At 72.7% G+C, this 16920-nt stretch carries 16 protein-coding genes and 2 pseudogenes; 9 read left to right on the top strand and 9 right to left on the bottom strand.

Annotated elements, in window-relative coordinates; translation table 11 throughout:
* Positions 1-702: 702 nt before the first annotated feature.
* A complete protein-coding gene (locus MUK52_RS07235; protein ID WP_284575174.1) occupies positions 703-1305 on the bottom strand; it encodes a TetR/AcrR family transcriptional regulator in 603 nt (200 codons plus the stop codon).
* Between the two features lie 158 nt (positions 1306-1463).
* On the opposite strand from MUK52_RS07235, the gene MUK52_RS07230 reads away from it, so the two are divergent.
* Together MUK52_RS07230 and MUK52_RS07225 are read left to right on the top strand one after the other, a co-directional pair.
* The gene (locus MUK52_RS07230; protein ID WP_284575173.1) at positions 1464-2081 is read left to right on the top strand and encodes a flavodoxin family protein; all 618 of its coding nucleotides are present in this window, start codon (positions 1464-1466) and stop codon (positions 2079-2081) included.
* Positions 2078-3163: an NAD(P)H-dependent flavin oxidoreductase gene (locus tag MUK52_RS07225; RefSeq protein ID WP_284575169.1), complete on the top strand. Its 1086-nt coding sequence runs from the start codon at positions 2078-2080 to the stop codon at positions 3161-3163. Before MUK52_RS07230 ends, MUK52_RS07225 begins: the two co-directional genes overlap by 4 nt.
* Here MUK52_RS07225 and MUK52_RS07220 read toward each other — a convergent pair.
* The 3 genes from MUK52_RS07220 to MUK52_RS07210 form a co-directional block, all read right to left on the bottom strand.
* Complete coding sequence (locus MUK52_RS07220) at positions 3151-3552, bottom strand: hypothetical protein (protein WP_114054603.1); 402 nt, start codon at positions 3550-3552, stop codon at positions 3151-3153. The two genes, MUK52_RS07225 and MUK52_RS07220, sit on opposite strands and share 13 nt — an antisense overlap.
* Positions 3540-3815, bottom strand: coding sequence for a hypothetical protein (locus tag MUK52_RS07215; protein WP_114058516.1), 276 nt, complete (start codon positions 3813-3815; stop codon positions 3540-3542). Before MUK52_RS07215 ends, MUK52_RS07220 begins: the two co-directional genes overlap by 13 nt.
* 402 nt (positions 3816-4217) lie before the next feature.
* Complete coding sequence (locus MUK52_RS07210; protein WP_284575166.1) at positions 4218-4517, bottom strand: hypothetical protein; 300 nt, start codon at positions 4515-4517, stop codon at positions 4218-4220.
* Positions 4518-4622: 105 nt separating this feature from the next.
* Between MUK52_RS07210 and MUK52_RS07205 the strand changes: the two genes are divergently transcribed.
* Positions 4623-5165, top strand: a complete 543-nt coding sequence (locus MUK52_RS07205; protein WP_114054605.1) for an ABATE domain-containing protein — start codon at positions 4623-4625, stop codon at positions 5163-5165.
* 362 nt (positions 5166-5527) lie between these two features.
* Here MUK52_RS07205 and MUK52_RS07200 read toward each other — a convergent pair whose 3' ends face one another.
* Positions 5528-6088 (bottom strand): TetR/AcrR family transcriptional regulator, encoded by a 561-nt coding sequence (locus tag MUK52_RS07200; RefSeq protein ID WP_284575165.1) that lies wholly within the window; start codon positions 6086-6088, stop codon positions 5528-5530.
* Positions 6089-6204: 116 nt separating this feature from the next.
* Between MUK52_RS07200 and MUK52_RS07195 the strand changes: the two genes are divergently transcribed.
* On the top strand, positions 6205-6645 hold the full coding sequence (locus tag MUK52_RS07195; RefSeq protein ID WP_114054606.1) for a tautomerase family protein: 441 nt from the start codon (positions 6205-6207) through the stop codon (positions 6643-6645).
* 54 nt (positions 6646-6699) lie between these two features.
* Here the strand turns inward: MUK52_RS07195 and MUK52_RS07190 are convergent, their stop codons facing one another.
* The gene (locus tag MUK52_RS07190) at positions 6700-8313 is read right to left on the bottom strand and encodes a serine/threonine-protein kinase (RefSeq protein WP_502963621.1); all 1614 of its coding nucleotides are present in this window, start codon (positions 8311-8313) and stop codon (positions 6700-6702) included.
* A gap of 704 nt (positions 8314-9017) precedes the next feature.
* Here MUK52_RS07190 and MUK52_RS07185 point away from each other — a divergent pair.
* A complete protein-coding gene (locus MUK52_RS07185) occupies positions 9018-10181 on the top strand; it encodes a glycosyltransferase 87 family protein (RefSeq protein ID WP_284575163.1) in 1164 nt (387 codons plus the stop codon).
* A 520-nt stretch (positions 10182-10701) separates the two neighbouring features.
* Positions 10702-11910 carry a glycosyltransferase family 4 protein gene (locus MUK52_RS07180; protein ID WP_284575162.1) on the top strand — a complete coding sequence of 403 codons (1209 nt, stop codon included), beginning with the start codon at positions 10702-10704 and terminating at the stop codon, positions 11908-11910.
* A gap of 106 nt (positions 11911-12016) precedes the next feature.
* Here MUK52_RS07180 and MUK52_RS07175 read toward each other — a convergent pair whose 3' ends face one another.
* The 3 genes and pseudogenes from MUK52_RS07175 to MUK52_RS07165 all read right to left on the bottom strand — a co-directional run.
* Positions 12017-12673, bottom strand: coding sequence for a response regulator (locus tag MUK52_RS07175; protein WP_284575161.1), 657 nt, complete (start codon positions 12671-12673; stop codon positions 12017-12019).
* Positions 12661-13938: a sensor histidine kinase gene (locus MUK52_RS07170; RefSeq protein ID WP_284575160.1), complete on the bottom strand. Its 1278-nt coding sequence runs from the start codon at positions 13936-13938 to the stop codon at positions 12661-12663. Before MUK52_RS07170 ends, MUK52_RS07175 begins: the two co-directional genes overlap by 13 nt.
* Positions 13939-14504: 566 nt before the next feature.
* Positions 14505-14867 (bottom strand): annotated as a pseudogene (locus tag MUK52_RS07165) (5-methylcytosine restriction system specificity protein McrC); the annotation flags it as partial.
* A gap of 274 nt (positions 14868-15141) precedes the next feature.
* Here MUK52_RS07165 and MUK52_RS07160 point away from each other — a divergent pair.
* The 3 genes and pseudogenes from MUK52_RS07160 (at position 15142) to MUK52_RS07150 (ending at position 16705) form a co-directional block, all read left to right on the top strand.
* Positions 15142-16006: pseudogene (locus MUK52_RS07160) on the top strand (helix-turn-helix domain-containing protein).
* A complete protein-coding gene (locus MUK52_RS07155) occupies positions 16003-16191 on the top strand; it encodes a DUF397 domain-containing protein (RefSeq protein ID WP_284575156.1) in 189 nt (62 codons plus the stop codon). The pseudogene MUK52_RS07160 and the gene MUK52_RS07155 overlap by 4 nt, the downstream one beginning before the upstream one ends.
* A gap of 97 nt (positions 16192-16288) precedes the next feature.
* Positions 16289-16705 carry a DEAD/DEAH box helicase family protein gene (locus MUK52_RS07150; RefSeq protein ID WP_284575154.1) on the top strand — a complete coding sequence of 139 codons (417 nt, stop codon included), beginning with the start codon at positions 16289-16291 and terminating at the stop codon, positions 16703-16705.
* Positions 16706-16920: the final 215 nt, after the last annotated feature.

Here is a 16920-nt window from a genome sequence, read left to right as displayed (position 1 = left end):
CCCGGGACACATCGGCCGAGGCGCTGGCGATGATGCGAGAGCCTGTGGGATGGGCTCGCCCCGCAGTCGGGTCAGACCGCGCTGCCAAGGACAAGCGCGCCGTACACCCGACCGCCCCGGATCCGTACGGGCGCCGCCGGTGAGGGTGCCATGAGCTCGCGCGTAGCGCCCATGACGCCCGTAATGCACCTTGGTCTTGAGTCCCATTTGCGTTGCTGGTGCTGCTGACCTGCGCTTTTTCGGTGACGCTCGTTCTGATGGCCTGTCGATGATGTCGAAGTCTGATGATGAGAGCGCACTGTTTCCATCCCGGACCAGGCCATGCGCAGCGGCAGAGCCACGACACCGTGGGTCGGCCCGTGCAGCGACTCCGGCGGACGGCGGCGGAACTCCTCCCGGTGCGGCACGGGGTCCTCGGCGTCCGCGCCTGGGAAGCCCCTCGGGGTGGGCGCGGGATGCTGTGGGCTGGAGGGCATGACTCCTTCATGGCGGCCGGGGACATTGCGAGGGCCCTGATGGGCGCGCCGGTGTCCGGACCGAGCCGAGGCGGATCTCCGGTGCCGGTACTTCGCCGCTGCTCCTGCGTGAAGAACGATGCCCCGGGCGCTTGGCGGAGCGGCCGAGCCGTCTGTCTCCTCGGCGCATACGGGTGCGCGGGCGGGTGTCGCAAGGCCCGCCACTCCGTGTCCGTACCGGGGCTGTCTACGGCTCTTCGGCGCTGACGAGGAGCAGTGTGTGGGGCCAGAGCGTGTCGAGGACCGCGGGGTCGTTCTTGAGTTTGGCGAACAGCACCAGCCCCTCCAGGTGGGCGATCACTGCGCGTGCGACCGACTGTTCGGCGTGCTCGCGAGGGATGTCGCCTTCGTCCGCGGCCTGGCCGAGCACGTCGCCGATCAGCGCGGTCTGCTCGTCGAAGATCTCTTCCAGCCTGGCTCGAACGTCAGGTTCCTGGGTGCTGAGTTCGAGGGTGAGGTTTCCGAGCAGGCAGCCGTCGACAGTGCCGCAGGTCTCCTTCCTGTGCCGCTGGACCTGTGCCATGCCCTCCAGTAGCCGGCGGAGTCGGACCAGGGCGGGGTCCGGGCCGTCCAGCGCGAGGGTCCAGGCGCCGCGCTGGCCTTCCCAGTAGGCGTTGACCGCCTGGAGGGTGAGGTCCTGTTTCGAGGTGAAGAAGTGGTAGAAGCTGCCCTTCTTGACCTCTGCCGCGGCGCAGATCTCCGCCACTCCCAGGCTGCTGTACCCCCGGTGCTGCATGAGTTCGCCGGTGGCGTCGAGGAGCCGCTCGCGTGCGGTGCTGGTGCGTCCCATGGTGCGAGTATACGGTCGGTCAACTAATTCGGAGGTGCGCCGGGTGGCGTAATAGTTGACCGGTCGTCTAGTGTGTTTTCCGGAGGCGGTCCCGGCACCAGCGTCCGGTTGACCGTTCGCCCCGATTCCGGGGCATACACCACTCTATGGAGGGCTACATGCCTGTACCCATCTCTGTCGTCATCGCCTACCACAGTGGATACGGGCATACGGCCCGGCAGGCGGCGGCCGTGGCGGAGGGCGCCGCGGCGGTGCCCGGCGTCCTGGCCGATCTGCGGGACGTCTCCACGCTCGACGAGGGCCTGTGGGCGGCTCTGGCGGAGGCGGAGGCGATCGTCTTCGGTTCCCCCACATACATGGGCGCCACCTCGGCCGTGTTCCAGCGCTTCGTGGAGGCCAGTGCCCCTGTCTGGGCCGCGCGCGGCTGGCAGGGCAAGCTCGCCGCCGGGTTCACCAACTCGGCGGGGGTGAACGGCAACAAGGACAACGCGCTGCTGTCCATGACGGTCCTTGCGGCCCAGCACGGCATGAACTGGGTTCCCCTCGGCCTGATGCCCGGCTGGATCTACAGCTCCGGTGGCAGCCCCGAGGACCTGAACCGGCTGGGCTCGTTCGTGGGAGCCATGGCGCAGTCGCCCTCCGACCTCGGTCCGGAGGAGGCGCCCAGGGAGGCGGATCTGCGGACCGCGCGGCACCTCGGCGAGCATGTCGCCCGGACGGCGCTGCAGTTCGTGCACGGCCGCCAGGCCGCCGACGCTCTGGCAGTGACGGCGTGAGCGCCGGACGCCTCGGCGATCTGCTGGGCATCGCACTTCCCGTCGTGCAGGGCCCGTTCGGCGGGGGCCTGTCCTCAGTCGCGCTGGCCGTGGCCGTGTCCGAGGGGGGAGGGCTGGGCTCCTACGGGGCGCACATCCTTGAACCGCAGGAGATCGCGGACCTCGTCGGAGAGCTGAAGGCCCGGACCAGCCGCCCGTTCGCGGTCAACCTCTGGGTCCCCCAGCAGGACGAGGCCGGACCATGGCCGGACCCTGCCGAACTGGCCCCGCACATCCGGCGGCTGCGCCCGTACTACGACGAACTCGGGCTACCCGCGGTGGCGGTCGAGGACGTCACGCCGGGGCCGGACTTCGACGCCCAGGTGGACGCGCTGCTCGCGGCAGCGCCCCCGGTCATCAGCTTCGTGATGGGCCTACCGCCCCGAAGGGTGATGGACGAGGCCCGCCGCCGCGGCATCGCGGTGATCGGCACGGCGACCACCGTGGACGAGGCCGTTGCACTGGAGCGCGCCGGCGTCGACGCCGTCGTGGCCTCCGGCGCCGATGCCGGCGGCCACCGGGGCGCCTTCCTGCGGCCGGTACGGGAGTCGCTCGTGGGGACGTTCTCGCTCGTGCCCCAGGTAGCCGACGCCGTGAGCGTCCCCGTCATCGCCGCCGGCGGGATCGCCGACGGCAGGGGGATGGCCGCGGCGCTCACCCTGGGCGCCGACGCCGTCCAGATCGGCACCGCCTTCCTCGCCACCCGCGAGTCAGGGGCGAGCGAAGCCCACAAAAGGGCACTCGGCTCCCCCGAGGCCCGCACCACCGTCCTCACGCGCCTCTTCACGGGCCGTACCGCCCGAGGAATCGTGAACCGGTTCGTCCGTGACATGGCCCCGTACGAGGAGACCGTGCCCGCGTACCCCGTGCAGAGCGCACTGATGCAGTCCGTCCGTCGTGAAGCCGGTGCCCAAGGGCGGGAGGATCTCAGCAGCCTGTGGGCCGGCCAGGCCGCGGCACTCGCCGGCGGCGCATGTGGCGCGCGTGACTACCTCAGCTTGCTCATGGACGACTTCCGGGCACGGGGAGGTCAGGGAGCCTGACAGGTCGGATCGTCGACGACGACGGTGTCGGCGGGGACGATGACGGGCGGATCGTCGTGCCTCACCCAGCGGGTGGTGACATAGGCGCGCTTGCCGACTCCCACGCATTTGGTGGCGAGGTTGCCGAAGCCGTCGGGCATGTTGAAGACCTCGGCCGGAGTGTTCTCGCCCGAGCCGCCCCCGACCAGGGGATCCGCACCCCCTGGCTCTACTTCGACGTGGGCGTAGCAAGCGGAGAGCAGGAGTGCGAGGGTGAAGGCGACGAGGGCGCGGCGGACGTGCCGGGCGGTCGCCCTCGCCCGGCGCGCGGGAGCCGCCCCGGTGGTGGACCTGTGCTCCGCAGGCCCGGGCGGAACGGCCGATTCGCGTGTCTCGGTCAGTCCGCGCACGAGCTGTCCGGAACGATCTCCAGGTTCGACGGCCCGCCCCCGTTGGTGGTGACGTAGGCACGGAAGCCGTGGCCGACGCATTTGGTGGCGAGGTTGCCGAAGCCGTCGGGCATGTTGAAGACCTCGGCCGGGGTGTTGTCCCCCGAGCGGCCCTGGACCGGCGCGTCGCCTTTGCCGCGCTCGTCGTTGTACTGCTGGGAACAGCCGGTGACCAGGCCGATGGCCGCGATCGCCGGAATCACGCGCCGAAACGCAGGGGCCATGCCGTGCATCGTCGATCCTCTCGGACGGGGAACGGGTGGGCGGGGTGCGGGGGCGAGGGGAGCTGGCCGGTGCCGCGGGCGGGACGCAAGCGGTGGCGGCGCTGACACGCCTCGCACGCAAGACCTGTGGGGGCGTTCGGCCGAGTCGGCTTCCGGTCGGATGTGCAGGGGGAAGGCGCAGGAGGCGTAGGGCCGACCGTTGCTCCGGAGTCAAACGCGGTGCGCGCCGGAGAGGAGGTTGCGACTGGCGAGTCGCGCCATGACGGCTTCCTTCGGTGGGGTGCGCGTCGGCTGAAAGAGAGGCCCGGCCGTGGGTGCGGCTCTCCCCTCCTGTCCGGTTCCGGCACCTGCGGCGTGCCCGCCCGCGTGGTCGCGGGCCGCAGGCCGCAGGTGCCGGTTCGGCTACTGCTGCGTGCTGTGCAGCACTTCGGCGTGGCGCATCTCGTGGACCTCGCCGATCAGGCGGAAGAACTCCCCGGCGGCCGGGTCTCCGGGCATCTCCTTCGCCGCGCGGGCGGCGGCTTCCGGGGAGGCCCAGAGGATGAGGTCGATCAGGGAGCCGTCCTCGTAGCGGGCGAGGTGCGCGCCGAGGAAGTCGGACCCGTACCGCTCGCGCAGGAGCGCGACCAGCCTGCTGCGGTGGGCGGTGAGCTGCTTGGGGTCGGCGCAGGCGAAGCGGACGTACTCGATGGTCGTGCTCATGGGAACCCTTCCCTAGTCGACTCACGGATTTCGATGCCCGAATCCGTGATTGCAAGCTATCACGGATTCGATGCAAGGAATCCGTGGGTCCGGTAGGTTGATGGCATGTCCCTCAAGAACCTGCGTGAGATGCCGTGGATCGGCGAGCGGCCGGTCCTCGACCTGGTCAACACCGTTGTCGTGGGAGCCGGTCGCGAGGGAGGGGACGTCGACCTGCTGGGCGACCCGGAGCTGCTGGCGTCCTGGCGGGGGAAGGCGTGCGACCGGGAGCTCGCCGGCCTGCCCCTGGAGGATCTCGTCGAGCTGCGGGCCCCCGTCAGGGCCGCGCTGGACGCGGCGGCGCGGCAGGATCCGCTGCCGGGTCCGGCGAGGGCGCGGCTCAACGCGTTGGCCGCGCGGGCCCCCGTGACGTTCCGGGTCGACGACGCAGGCCGCCTCGCGGAGCAGGAGGCCGGCGGGCCGGTCGCGGCGGCCGTCGCCAGGCAGGCGCTGGTGCTGGCCGCCGGGCCGGAGCAGGCGCGGTTGCGCCGGTGCCCGGCGCCGAGCTGCGGGATGTTCTTCCTCGCCCGCAGGCGGGATCAGGCATGGTGTTCGATCGGGTGCGGCAACAGGGCGCGTGCCGCCCGCCGGGCGGGCGGCACGGGCTGAGCCGGCCCCGGCGCTCCGCGGAGGAGCCGCACCCGGCTCCGTGTGCCGCCATGGAGTCCGCCGACGAGCGAGGGGCTTCCCGTTCGGCCGGGCGCATGAGGCTCCCCCCCTCGAACGTGCCACGGATTCATTTGTCGAATGCGTGAACAGCGCTCCCGGTCTTGCGCCGCCCGCCGGGGCTGCTGCCGACCGGCTCCCCCGCGGCGGCACGGCGTCCACGGGTGAAGGGGCAGCCGGCAGTCTGCGCCCACCGTCCCACCGGGAAAGCCTCCTGGGTGAGGTCGGAACCGTCGACCGCGGATGTCGAGGGTCCTTCCCGACACCCTTGCCCGGGCTCGGCGGTCGGGTGCGTGCGTCGCGCGTCAGGATTCCGCGAAGAGTGCCAATGCGGCCCGGGCGGTTCGTTCGAAGGGTTCCGTGCTGCCGCTCGCCCGGCACAGGACCTGCGCGCCCTCGAGGAGGGCGACCAGCAGGGCGGCCTTCTCCTCCGCGTCGGTCGGCGCGAGTCCCGCCTGCCGCAGGTTCTGTTCGAGCTGTTCCGTCCAGGACGCGAAGGTCGCGGCGGCGGAGCGGCACAACTCGCCGTTCTCCTCGTCCGCGGGAACGGTCACGGCGGCGACGGCGCACCCGGCGCCCTGTGCGGCAGCCTGGGCGACCGGCCGGGCGAACTCCATGAAAGCCGTGGCGACCCCCCTGGGGTCCGCCGCACCGAGCTCCGCGAGCCGGTCGCGCACCTCGCGGCCGTGCTGGGTGGCGGCCTCGGTGGCCAGCTGGTTCTTGCCGCCGGGGAAGTGGTGGTAGATGGCGCCGCGGGCGGCGCCGCTCCGCGCCAGCACATCGGTGAACGACATGCCCTGCAAGCCGTGTTCCCGCAGCGAGTCCACCGCGGCGTCCACCATCCGACCCCGGGTCTCCTTGGCCATACCGCCTCGCCCTCCCTGTGGCTTCCCGCTTGACTAGGACGCCCATCCTACTCCAGAGTGCATCTCGCTAGGACGTACGTACTAGCTCATCTGTATGGCATCCAAGGAGCACACCCATGCCCATCGCCGTCATCGCATCCACCGGCGCCCTCACTCCGGCCGGAGAGCGGGAGATCATTCCGCAGCTCAGCCACGCGCTCATCGAGGTGAGCGGTCTGACCGGCAACACCTTCTTCACGCCCATGGTCGCCGGCGTACTGCACGTGCTCGACCCCGAGCACGTGTACGCGGGGGGCGTCAACCGGTCCCTTGTGCTGATCGAACTCAAGCTGCCCGACATCGGACTGGCCTCCGTCGAAGCGCGGGCGGCCTTCATCGAGAAGGCCACCGACATCGCGTACCGGCTCATGACGCCGGGCCATGAGCGCGACGACATCCGGATCAACATCGTCAACGCCCCTGACGGGGGCTGGGGCATGGGCGGCCACGCCTACACGGGGGAGCGCCTGGGTGAAGCCGTCGCCCGGGCGGCCGCCGCGGCGGAGGCGCGGGCCTGACCGGCCGGCAGCGCCCCGGCGACCCGCACGGGGGGTGGTTCGCTCGTCGACGGCCTATGGCCGACTGCCGGCGGGAATCGTCCACAGGGTGACTTCGCCGGTGAAGGCGGGGGGCTGGAAGGCCACTCCCGACGGTGTGACACCCGTGATGCGCAGCATCGCCAGCCTGCCCCCCGAGGTGACGGTGCACAGCCGGTCGCCCTCGTTGACCGTGCCGTCCTTGGTGAGCTCGGTGCTCGGGATGGCTGTCGGGAGAGGGGCGCTCGCCACCGCCTGCCGGCAGGCCTCCGGCGACGACCCCGGGGACTTCGCCACCGGGCTCCGGAGCGTCATGACGTTCACCAGGTACGTGATCTCCGCCGACGGGTCGCCGATCCGGCCGCGCGGAGAAACCTGCGGGGTGTCCAGGTCGACACTGATCACCGACCCCATGGCCGGTGGCCCGATCTGCAGGGGCCGGTCCTTGAAGAGGAGCTTGTAGGACGCCGAACCGGGCGCGTCCTGCGCGCCGCCGTCGGCCGTCGCCCCGGAGCCGGACGTCCGGGGGCTGCTCAGGGCCGGCTCCGAGTCGGCGGCGGCCCCGCTGTCGGCCCGGCCTGTCAGCATCCAGGCCGTCCCGGCGGCGGCCGTCAGGGCGGCCGCCGCCGCGATCACCGCGGCCGTCCGCTTGCCGCCGGGTGGCCGAAGGGGGGCAGGGGGTGCGGCCGGTTGGGGTGGGGTCCGGGCGGGTGCGGCGCTCGGGAATGTCGGCCCCGGGCCGCCCGCGCGCGGTGGCGGTCCGGCATCGGGGCGCGTGGGGACGTATCCGTCAGCCGGCGTCTCGGCGGACCATCGGCCGAGTTCACGCTCCCGATCCGCCACCGCGGTGGCCCACGGCTCCGGGAGCCGGCCGGCCGGGTCGCCGTCCGTCAGCCGCTCGCACCAGGACCGCAGTTCGCCGGGTGTCGGCCGGGCGGCGGGGTCCGCGGCGAGCGTGCGCTCCAGAATCGGCCGCAGCACGTCAGGATATGCGGAGAGGTCCGGCGGGCGTTCGGCGGTGTTGGCGATCTGGGTCGCGATGGTCAGGGCGCCGCCCGGACCGTACGGGTGCAGCCCGGTCGCGGCCACCGCGGCGATCAGGCCCAGGGAGAACACGTCGCTCGCCGGGGTGATGTGCCCGCCCGTGCCCTGCTCGGGCGACATGAACTGCGGTGTGCCGACCACACCGCCGCTGCGCGTGAGGCGCGTGGAGTCGGCGGCCCGCGCGATGCCGAAATCGATGACCCACGGCCCGTCCGCGGCCAGCATGACGTTGCCGGGTTTCAGGTCCCGGTGGACGACACCGGCGGCGTGGACGGCCTCCAGCCCCCGTGCGACCCCGGCCACCAGGCGGAGGACCGTCTGCACGGGCAGAGGCCCGAACGCGTCCAAGGCTTCGTCCAGCGCAATCCCCGGTACGTACGCGGTGGCCAGCCAGGGCTGCGGACCGTCCGCGTCGTGATCCAGCACGGGCACCAGGTGGTAGCCGCGTACGTGTTGTGCCGCGTGGATCTCCTGTGCGAAACGCCGCCGGAACTCCGGTTCCTCCGCGTACTCGCGGCGGATCATCTTCAGCGCGACGGGCTGCTTGCCGCGCGTGCGGGTCAAGTAGACCGATCCCATGCCGCCCTCGCCTATCCGGGCGAGCAGGCGGTACCCCGAGACCTCCCGAGGGTCGCCGGGGCCCAGAGGCCGCAGGGCACTCCGCAGCAGGCCGCCCCGCGAACCCTCCGCGACCGAATCCCCTCGGTGCGGGGGCCGAGTCCACCGGCCCCGATCAAGATCAGCCACGGTTCCCTCCGATCGGACCCGCCGATCAGGGTCGACGGTCACGCTCACGGATTTGCCAATGCTATTCCGTGATGAAAGCTATCACGGATCATAGGTGGGGGATCTGCGGGTCGGTAGGCCGGAAGCCTTCGCCGCGACTTCCTCTCCGGCGGCGCAGCGAACCGATCGGCTTCGCCTTAGGGACGCGAACGGCGGTACGCGAAGACTCCGGCACGCCCGCCGCCTGCCTGCAAGCGGTGGCCCGCAGGGCACGTGGCCGACGGCGGCGTGCACGGGCTTCGGCTTGCCATCCGCCGCGGCACGCTGCCCGAACGGCCCCGCCCCGCCCTGCTGCGCCCGGCGGCCGTGATGCAGGCCGTCGTGGCCGTGTGCGTCCGGCCTTGACGGTCGAGTAAACCCGACCATCAGGTCTCGACCTGGACGTCATGACCGCAAGGGGTGCCCCTCGGTGGAATGAAGGGGTGCTGATTCCTCGGGTTGCCCCCCATCTCGCCGCGTACAGAAGGCCGTTGTGGACGGCCGGCTGGGCCGTTGCCGTCGTCTGGGCGGCGGCCTTTCCAGCCGTGTCCACCCTGGAGACCCACCGGCTCTGGGGGGCGTGCGCGGCGGTCGGGTACCTGGTGGCGGCAGCGGTCGTCGCGTGCGGCCCGGACCGGGAGCGGACGAGGGCCGTCGCCGTGGGTGCGGCGCTGGCCGGGGCGGTCCTCGTGCCGCTGGCGTACCTGCTGGTGAGCGGTCAGGCCCAGAGCGAGGTCGAAGTCATCGAGCGCGCCGGTCGGCTGGTGGTGGAGCGGGCGACGCCCTACCTTGACGAGCCGCGGTCCGTCACCGAGGTCACTCCGTACCTGCCGGGCATGGCGCTGCTCGGGATACCCCGGGCCCTGCTCGGCGCGGACGACCCGGTCGTGCGGGTGCTCGGCGACGCCCGGCTCTGGTGTGCCGCGGTGCTGGCGGGGTGCCTGTGGGCCGGGCGCCGCGCCTCCGGGTCGGTGCCCGGTGCCGGCGGGCGGCGGGAGTACCGCACCGCCGTGGGTGCCCTGGTCGCCTCTCCGGTGGTCGCCCTGCCGCTCGCGGTAAGCGGGGTGGACCTGCCGCTCGCCGGCCTGCTGTGCCTCGCCCTCGTCCTCGCCGCGCGGCACCGCCCGGTGGCCGCCGGGCTCGCCCTGGCCGCGGCGTGCTCGCTGAAGTGGACCGCGTGGCCCGCCGCACCGGTCGTCATGGCCCTGCTCGCCCACCGGGACGGGCTGCGGGCGGCCGCCCGTTCCGGCCTCGTCGCGCTCGCCGGCACGGCCCTGGCCGTCCTGCCCGGCGTATTCCTGTCCCCAAAGGCCATGGCCGAGCAGGTCCTCGCCTTCCCCACGGGGCGCGGTGAGTTCACCACCCCGGCGAGCAGCCCGCTGCCCGGCCGACTGCTCGCCGAGCTGGGCCCCGCCGGCTGGTTCACGGCCGTGGGGCTGCTGCTCGCCGGCGGGCTGGCGGTGGCGGTCTCCCTCGTCGTACGGCCGCCCCGCGACCTGGTCGCGGCCGCCGACCGGCTGGCCCTCGGCCTCTCCCTCGCCTTCCTCCTCGCCCCCGCCGGCCGCTTCGGCTACCTCGCTCTGCCCGTCCTGCTGGTGGTGTGGTCGCGGCTCGTACGGGCCGGAGCGCGCCCCGGTCCCGCACCGCAACGGCCGTACGGGCCGCCCCCGGTCCCGGCGCTGCCCGTGCCGGCCGGAGGTGTCCGGTGACCGCCCGCGCCGGAGGCGCACGCCGAAGCGGGGTCCGGTCCGCCGCCGTCGCGGCCGCGCTGTGCTGGGGCGCCGCCCGGCTGCCGTTCGTGGAGGACGAAGTGGGCGGACAGCCCCCGCTGGTGAGGCCCGGCACCGTGTGCGTGGACATCGGCGCCGATTACGGGCTCCACTCCTGGGTGCCGGCCGATCTGACCGGGCCCGCCGGGCACGTCCACAGCGTGGAACCGCTGCCCGGCCCCGCCCGCTGGCTGCGCACCACCGGCCGGCTGCTCGGCGGCTCCGCCCGGGTCACCGTCCACCGGACCGCGCTGGGCGCCCGGCCCGGACGGGGCGTGCTGAGCCTGCCGCGCCGAGGAGTTGCCGGAGCGCCTCGCCGGCTACGGCTAACGGACCCACGGCCGGCGGGGCGACCGCTGGACCGAGGTCGACCGGATCACCCCGGAACGCCGCAACTACCTGTTCACCAGTGCCCCCCGCACCCTCGCCACACCGCCGGCCACGACGGAGGACCCGCCGCATGACCACCCTGATCGTCACCAACGACTTCCCGCCCCGCCAGGGCGGCATCGAGACGTTCGTGCACGCCATGGCCACCCGGATGCCCGGTGACGACGTCGTGGTGTACACCTCCGACGAGCCCGGCGCGGTGGAGTACGACGCCGCCTTGCCCTTCCCCGTCGTACGCGATCCGGCGCGGATGCTGCTGCCCACCCGCCGCGTCACCCGCCGGGCCCTGGCCCTGGCGCGGGAACACGGCGCCGACCGGGTGTGGTTCGGGGCCGCGGCCCCCCTCGCCGCCATGGCCCCCGCCCTGCGGCGCGGCGGGATCCGCCGCATGGTGGCCACCACCCACGGGCACGAGATCTGGTGGGCCCGCACACCGGGGGCCGCCCGGCTGCTGCGCCGGATCGGCGACCACGTCGACGTGGTCACGTACCTGGGTGAGTACACCCGGTCCCGGATCGCACCCGCGCTCGGCCCGCGGGCCCGGCTGGAGCGGCTGGTGCCGGGCGTCGACGCGGCGGCCTTCCGGCCCGGCGACGGCGGATCGGAGGAGGCCCGCCGGGTGCGCGAGCGGCACCGGCTGACCGGTCGCCGGGTCATCCTCTGCGTGTCCCGACTGGTGCGCCGCAAGGGACAGGACGTACTGATCAAGGCGATGCCTGCAGTCCTGCGGAGTGCACCGGACGCGGTTTTGGTGATTGTCGGGCAGGGTCCGGACGCGGCCCGGCTGCGCCGCCTGGCCTCCCGGTACGCGCCCGGCCGGGTCGTGTTCACCGGCGGGCTCGACCACGCCGCGACCGCCCCGTACTACGCGGCCGCCGACGTGTTCGCGATGCCGTGCCGGACCCGCAGGGCCGGTCTGGAGGCGGAGGGCCTGGGGATCGTGTTCCTGGAGGCGGCGGCCGGCGGCCTCCCGGTGGTCGCCGGCGACTCGGGCGGAGCCCCCGACACCGTCCTCGACGGTGTCACCGGCACCGTGGTCGACGGACGCTACCCCGCCGCGGTGGCCGAAGCGCTGACCGGGACCCTGACCTCGCCCGTGGAGCGCACCCTGCGCGGCGAGGCCGGCCGGCGATGGGTGGAGCGCCACTGGTCCTGGGAAGGGTCCGCGGACCGGCTCAACGCCCTTCTGGATCCCGATCTGCCCCTGTCCGAAACCGGCCGGCTGCCGGCGGTGCGGATGTCCGACTCCGGCCGGGGCCCAGGCCCCGGCCGGGGGTGACGGACGGCCGGGCCGGGCCCGCACCGCCCCCTTCCCCCGGGGGTGGTGCCCCGCCCCGGCCGAACCGCCCCACCCGCCCGACCGGCCCGGAACCGTCACCGGTGTGCTACGCCTGTTCTCCCCGCAGGTGTGCCAGGACCGCCAGCACCCGCCGGTTGCCCTCGGCCGGATCGAGGTCCAGCTTCATGAAGATGTTGCCGGAGTGCTTGACCACGGATGCTTCGGTGACCGTCAACCTCCGTGCGATGGACTGGTTGTTGAGGCCCTCCGCCATCAGTGCCAGCACCTCGCGCTCGCGTGGCGTGAGCCGCAGCAGCGGCTTGTCCGCGGCCTGGAGCAGCACCCGGATCACCTCCGGGTCGATGACGGTCTGCCCGCCGGCCACCCGGTCCAGCGCGTCCAGGAACTCGGAGACCTCCCCGACCCGGTCCTTGAGCAGGTAGCCCAGGCCGCCGCCCTCCGCGGGACCGCCGGCGAACAGCTGGTTGGCGTACGCGGTGGCGACGTACTGGGAGAGCACCAGGACCGGCAGCCCGGGATGCCGGTCCCGTAGCTCCAGCGCGGCGCGCAGCCCCTCGTCCCGGAACCCGGGCGGCATCCGCACGTCCGTGATGACGACGTCGGGGCGGTCCGCGTCAACGGCGCGGGCCAGCTCCCCGGCGTCACCGACGGCCGCCACCACCTCGTGGCCCACCCGGGAGAGGAGTTCCACCAGGCCGGCGCGCAGCAGGACGGCGTCCTCGGCGATCACTACGCGGAGCACGGCACCTCCACCCGCAGCTGGGTCGGTCCGCCGACGGGACTGATCACGATGAGCCTGCCTTTCAGAATCGCCACCCGGTCAGCCAATCCTTGCAAACCGGACCCGGCGGTCGGGTCGGCCCCGCCCCGGCCGTCGTCGCTCACGACGAGGACGAGCTGCTCGCCCTCCAGCCGGCCGTGCACCACGACCTGCGCGGCGCCGCTGTACTTGGCCGCGTTGGTGAGCGCCTCGGTGACGGTGAAGTACGCCATGTTCTCCACCGGGGTGGGAAGTCGGCGGGGGAGTGCGATGTCGACGGTGACCGGGATCGGGTTGCGCAGGGCGAGTTCGCTGACCGCGGCGGCCAGACCGTGGTCGGTGAGCACCTGGGGATGGATGCCGCGGACCAGGCTGCGCAGCTGCTCCAGTGCCTGCTTGGCCTCCCCGCGGGCCCGCGTGATCAGCGGCAGGGCGGGGGAGTCCTGCCCGCGCAGCTCCAGTTCGGCCAGGCCCAGAGTCATCGTCAGCGCCACCAACTGCTGTTGGGCGCCGTCGTGCAGGTCCCGTTCGATGCGCCGACGCTCCGCCTCGAAGGCGTCGACCAGCCGCGCCCGGGACCGGGTGAGTTCGATGACCCGGCTGCCGAGGTCCTCCCCGCGGGCCGAGAGCAGGAACTGGGCGGCCCGTACCTGGGCACCGGCCAGCAGCGCGCCCGCGTACGCGGCGAGCACCAGCCCCACCAGGCCCACCAGGGTGCCCGGCAGCGCGGCGACCGGGTCGGAGATCGGCCGCCCCGGGACGAGCATCACCGTGTCCGGGGCGATGGCCCACACGATGACCGGTGTCACGAGCAGGATCGCGGACAGGGCGAGCAGGGCGGTGAAACCGATCCCGACCGCCGTGAACACCACGGCGAACAGCAGCGTGTACGCCAGCTCCCGCCAGGTGGCGCGCTCCTTGAGCCGGGTCCGCAGCCACGGCACGGCACCGGCCCCCGGCAGCGATCCGTGCGGGTCGACCAGGGGGACGGGCTCCACCAGCCGGAGCCGTCGCCGCTCCAGCGCCGCGACGGGTACGCCAGTCACCGCTACCCCGGCCAGCAGCACCAGCCCGACCCCGACCACCGACAGCCCGATGCCCGCGACCAGCAGCACGGACAGCACCGCGAACAGCAGCCAGCCCAGTACCGTGCCGCTGAGCAGGAAAGCCCACGCCCGCAGTGGCCAGGGGGAGAGCAGGAAACGGACGGGACGCCGCCGTACGGCCGCCCAGACGGCGACGTTCATCGCGGGGTTCCTCCAGGGGTTGGGTAGTGCGGCGGCGCCCGGCCGGCGCCTGGCCGACGCCCGAACCCGCGGTCGCAGGACGGGCTCGGTCCTTACGACCCTAACTTCGGGCGGTAGGGAATCCCCCCGCCGACTCCTCGCAGACCCACTGCCCTACGGCAAGCAGCTGCGGGTCGTGCGCGTCGCCGACAGCGGGCGCGACGAGACGCCTCAGTGGTGGGCGGAGGCAGGAACTCGACGCCGGCACACCAGCTGGCCTTCGACTTCGGCGACGCGACGACGAGTAGCCGGATTCCTGTGTACGTTGGGCCGGTCGTGTCGCCGGCGGCATGGCTGATATGGAGGGTGCTTCGCCGGAGCACCTGGTGTCCGGGTCCGGGATCGCCCGCCTCGCAGGCGTGACGCGGGCGGCGGCAACGGTCAGCTTCTGGAACTTCTCCATCGCCTGCTCATGCCGGCTTTGATCGGCTTTTCCAGGACGTCGTGGCTCTCCCGGAAGCTGTTGGCGAACGCGAGGCCGCGGCACGACGTGAACTCCCCACCCTGGAGGGGCACTCCGCCGCCGATCACACGGGCAGGTCAGCGCCCATCTGCCGGGAAAGCCCGGCAATGTCGGCCAGAAGCGCGGCCGGTTCCCGGTCCAGGTCCAGGGCGTGCTGGTGGAGGACGACACCTGCGTGCCGGACCCGGTGGGCGGCGTGCGGCGCGTTTCCCTTGGCGTAGACGAGATGTCCCTCGTGCAGTCCCAGCGCGGTGCAGTAGGCGAGCATCTGGTACAGGTCGGCGTCCGGGTAGCCGTTCCGCTTCTCCGCCTTGTACTTGGCGTCTGCGACCGCCCGCGGGGCGCCGTCCGGCCCGTACAGCACGAAGTCCGGCCTCATGCGGATCGCGCCCTCCTCGTCGAGGTAGTGCGGGTCCTGGACGGCTGCGGAGTTCGGTGACGGCGAGCAACCGGCCGAGCCGGGCCCCGCGCCGGGTGGACGACAGCAGCAGGGAGAGGACACCCGGGGTGGTGTCGAGTTGTGGGGAGGAGGTGGTCATGGGGACCACGGTGGCGGTGGTGGGGAGGGGGCCGCGAGGGGTGCGCCCCGTACGCGGAGTCAGCGTACGGGCACGCGGAGTGGGCGGTACGGGGTGGCGGCCGTCACGCTGGGTCGGTCAGTCGCGGGGAAGACCCATGCACGTACTTGGAGGTGGCCGCGTATGACGATCGTGGGTGGCGAGGTCGGCGTCGAGGGGGCAGCGGGTGACTGGGAGCGCGAACCGGACCCGTCGGACAGTCTGCGGACGTTCGGGGCCGTCGTCCAGGCCCTGCGGGAGCATGCGGGGCTGAGCCGGGTGGAGTTCGGGACGCGGGTCCGGTTCTCGAAGCACACCGTGGAGTCGGTGGAGTTGGGCCGCAGGATGCCGGACGAGGACTTCGTGGAACGGGCGGAGGAGGCACTGGGCAACACGGGCGCGCTGAGGAAGGCCGCCCGGCACCTGACCCGGGGCGAGCCTGGGCTGGCGGCGTGGTTCCGGCGGTGGGCGCGGCTGGAACGGGTGGCCGTGAGCCTGTGCACGTACGAGTGCCGGCTGGTGCCGGGGCTGTTGCAGTCGGAGGGGTACATGCGCGCTCTGTGTGAGAACGACATACCGCCGATGTCGGATGCTGAGGTAGAGGCAACGGTGAGCGCCCGTCTGGAGCGCCAGCGATTGCTCACGGACAGGCCGCACACGGTCTTCTATTTCATCGTCGAAGAGGGTGTGCACTCGCGGACTCGGGGGTGTGGACGTCACGCGCGACCTGCTGGACCACGTCTTCGACGCCATCGCGCCCCGCAATGTTGTCTTCCAGATCATGCCGACGAAGAGCGAACAGCATGCGTGCCTGGCCGGTCCGATCCAGTTGCTGGAGACACCGGACAGCCAGTGGCGCGGATACTCGGAGGGCCAGGAGAACGGGAGGCTGATCGCGGACCGGAAGGAGGTCAGCAAGCTGTACATGCGCTATGCGAGACTGCGATCGCAGGCCCTCTCCCCGATGGCTTCCGTCGGCCTGCTTGAGCAGATACGAGGAGCGCTATGAGCACCGTGACCGACCTCGACTGGTTCACGTCCAGCTACAGCAGCGCGCAGGGGGACAGTTGCGTCGAGGTCGCTGTAGCTGAGACCGCCGTGCACGTTCGGGACTCGAAGGACGTGGCCCGTCCGTCCCTGGCTGTCGGCCACGAGGGATGGTCGAGCTTCGTCGCCTACGCCGCGCGCGGCTGAGGTCGAGGTGTAGTTCTCGACTCATCGTGGGTGCAGGCGGCGTTCCCCGCTTCTTCGAGCCGATCGTGGCGGCCGCCCGGGCCGCGGCCACCCAGGAATGGGCGGAACGGCGACTCTGGCCTATCGCGACCTCAGCCCCACGCAGCGGGCGCTGCTCGACGGGCTGCCCTTCGAGGGAAACCACGTGATCGACGGCCCACCGGGGAGCGGGAAGAGCGTACTGGCCGCGCAGCGGGCTGTGATGCTCGCCCTCACCGGCACGCCGACGGTCCTGCTGACCCGCTCCAACCTCCTGCGCCAGGCCCTGGCGCCGAGGGTGTCCGCGCTGTGCTCCGGCAGCGCAACCGCCACTGTGGCGACGGCTTACTCCTGGCTTGCCCGCTGGTACGGCCCGGACGCCCCGCGTACCGACGACGGCTGGTACGACTGGCCGGCCTTCTGCGAGCCGGCCGCGCTGGCCGAGCCCGGGGACGCGTTGACACTGGTGGGCGCTGAAGGGCAGGACCTTCCCTGATCCCCCGCCACGTGCTGGTGCGCTCGTAGAACGGCCGGCGGCAGTGCTGCACTCCTCCGGCTGCAGGCGAGGCCGGGCGGCCTTCTCGGCAGGGGTGCGGTGGAGTCCGTGCGTGGGGGCCGGGCGCACTCGGGGGCCTTGGGGCGATCACGATCGATGTGATTCGGTCAACTCCTTCCCTCCCTGCCGATCAGCGGCGGCGGCAGGCGAGAATG

The sequence above is a fragment of the Streptomyces sp. 2P-4 genome (genome assembly GCF_030167965.1).
Taxonomy (GTDB): domain Bacteria; phylum Actinomycetota; class Actinomycetes; order Streptomycetales; family Streptomycetaceae; genus Streptomyces; species Streptomyces globosus_A.
The sequence above is the reverse complement of the archived record's forward strand: the minus strand, read 5'-3'. Positions and strand labels throughout refer to the sequence as shown.

Coding starts and splice junctions, on each gene's coding strand:
- MUK52_RS07235 (WP_284575174.1), bottom strand. CDS start 1,305: ATGGGACGCACCAGCACCGCACGCGAGCGGCTCCTCGACGCCACCGGC.
- MUK52_RS07230 (WP_284575173.1), top strand. CDS start 1,464: ATGCCTGTACCCATCTCTGTCGTCATCGCCTACCACAGTGGATACGGG.
- MUK52_RS07215 (WP_114058516.1), bottom strand. CDS start 3,815: ATGGCCCCTGCGTTTCGGCGCGTGATTCCGGCGATCGCGGCCATCGGC.
- MUK52_RS07210 (WP_284575166.1), bottom strand. CDS start 4,517: ATGAGCACGACCATCGAGTACGTCCGCTTCGCCTGCGCCGACCCCAAG.
- MUK52_RS07205 (WP_114054605.1), top strand. CDS start 4,623: ATGTCCCTCAAGAACCTGCGTGAGATGCCGTGGATCGGCGAGCGGCCG.
- MUK52_RS07200 (WP_284575165.1), bottom strand. CDS start 6,088: ATGGCCAAGGAGACCCGGGGTCGGATGGTGGACGCCGCGGTGGACTCG.
- MUK52_RS07195 (WP_114054606.1), top strand. CDS start 6,205: ATGCCCATCGCCGTCATCGCATCCACCGGCGCCCTCACTCCGGCCGGA.
- MUK52_RS07180 (WP_284575162.1), top strand. CDS start 10,702: ATGACCACCCTGATCGTCACCAACGACTTCCCGCCCCGCCAGGGCGGC.
- MUK52_RS07170 (WP_284575160.1), bottom strand. CDS start 13,938: ATGAACGTCGCCGTCTGGGCGGCCGTACGGCGGCGTCCCGTCCGTTTC.
- MUK52_RS07155 (WP_284575156.1), top strand. CDS start 16,003: ATGAGCACCGTGACCGACCTCGACTGGTTCACGTCCAGCTACAGCAGC.
- MUK52_RS07150 (WP_284575154.1), top strand. CDS start 16,289: ATGGGCGGAACGGCGACTCTGGCCTATCGCGACCTCAGCCCCACGCAG.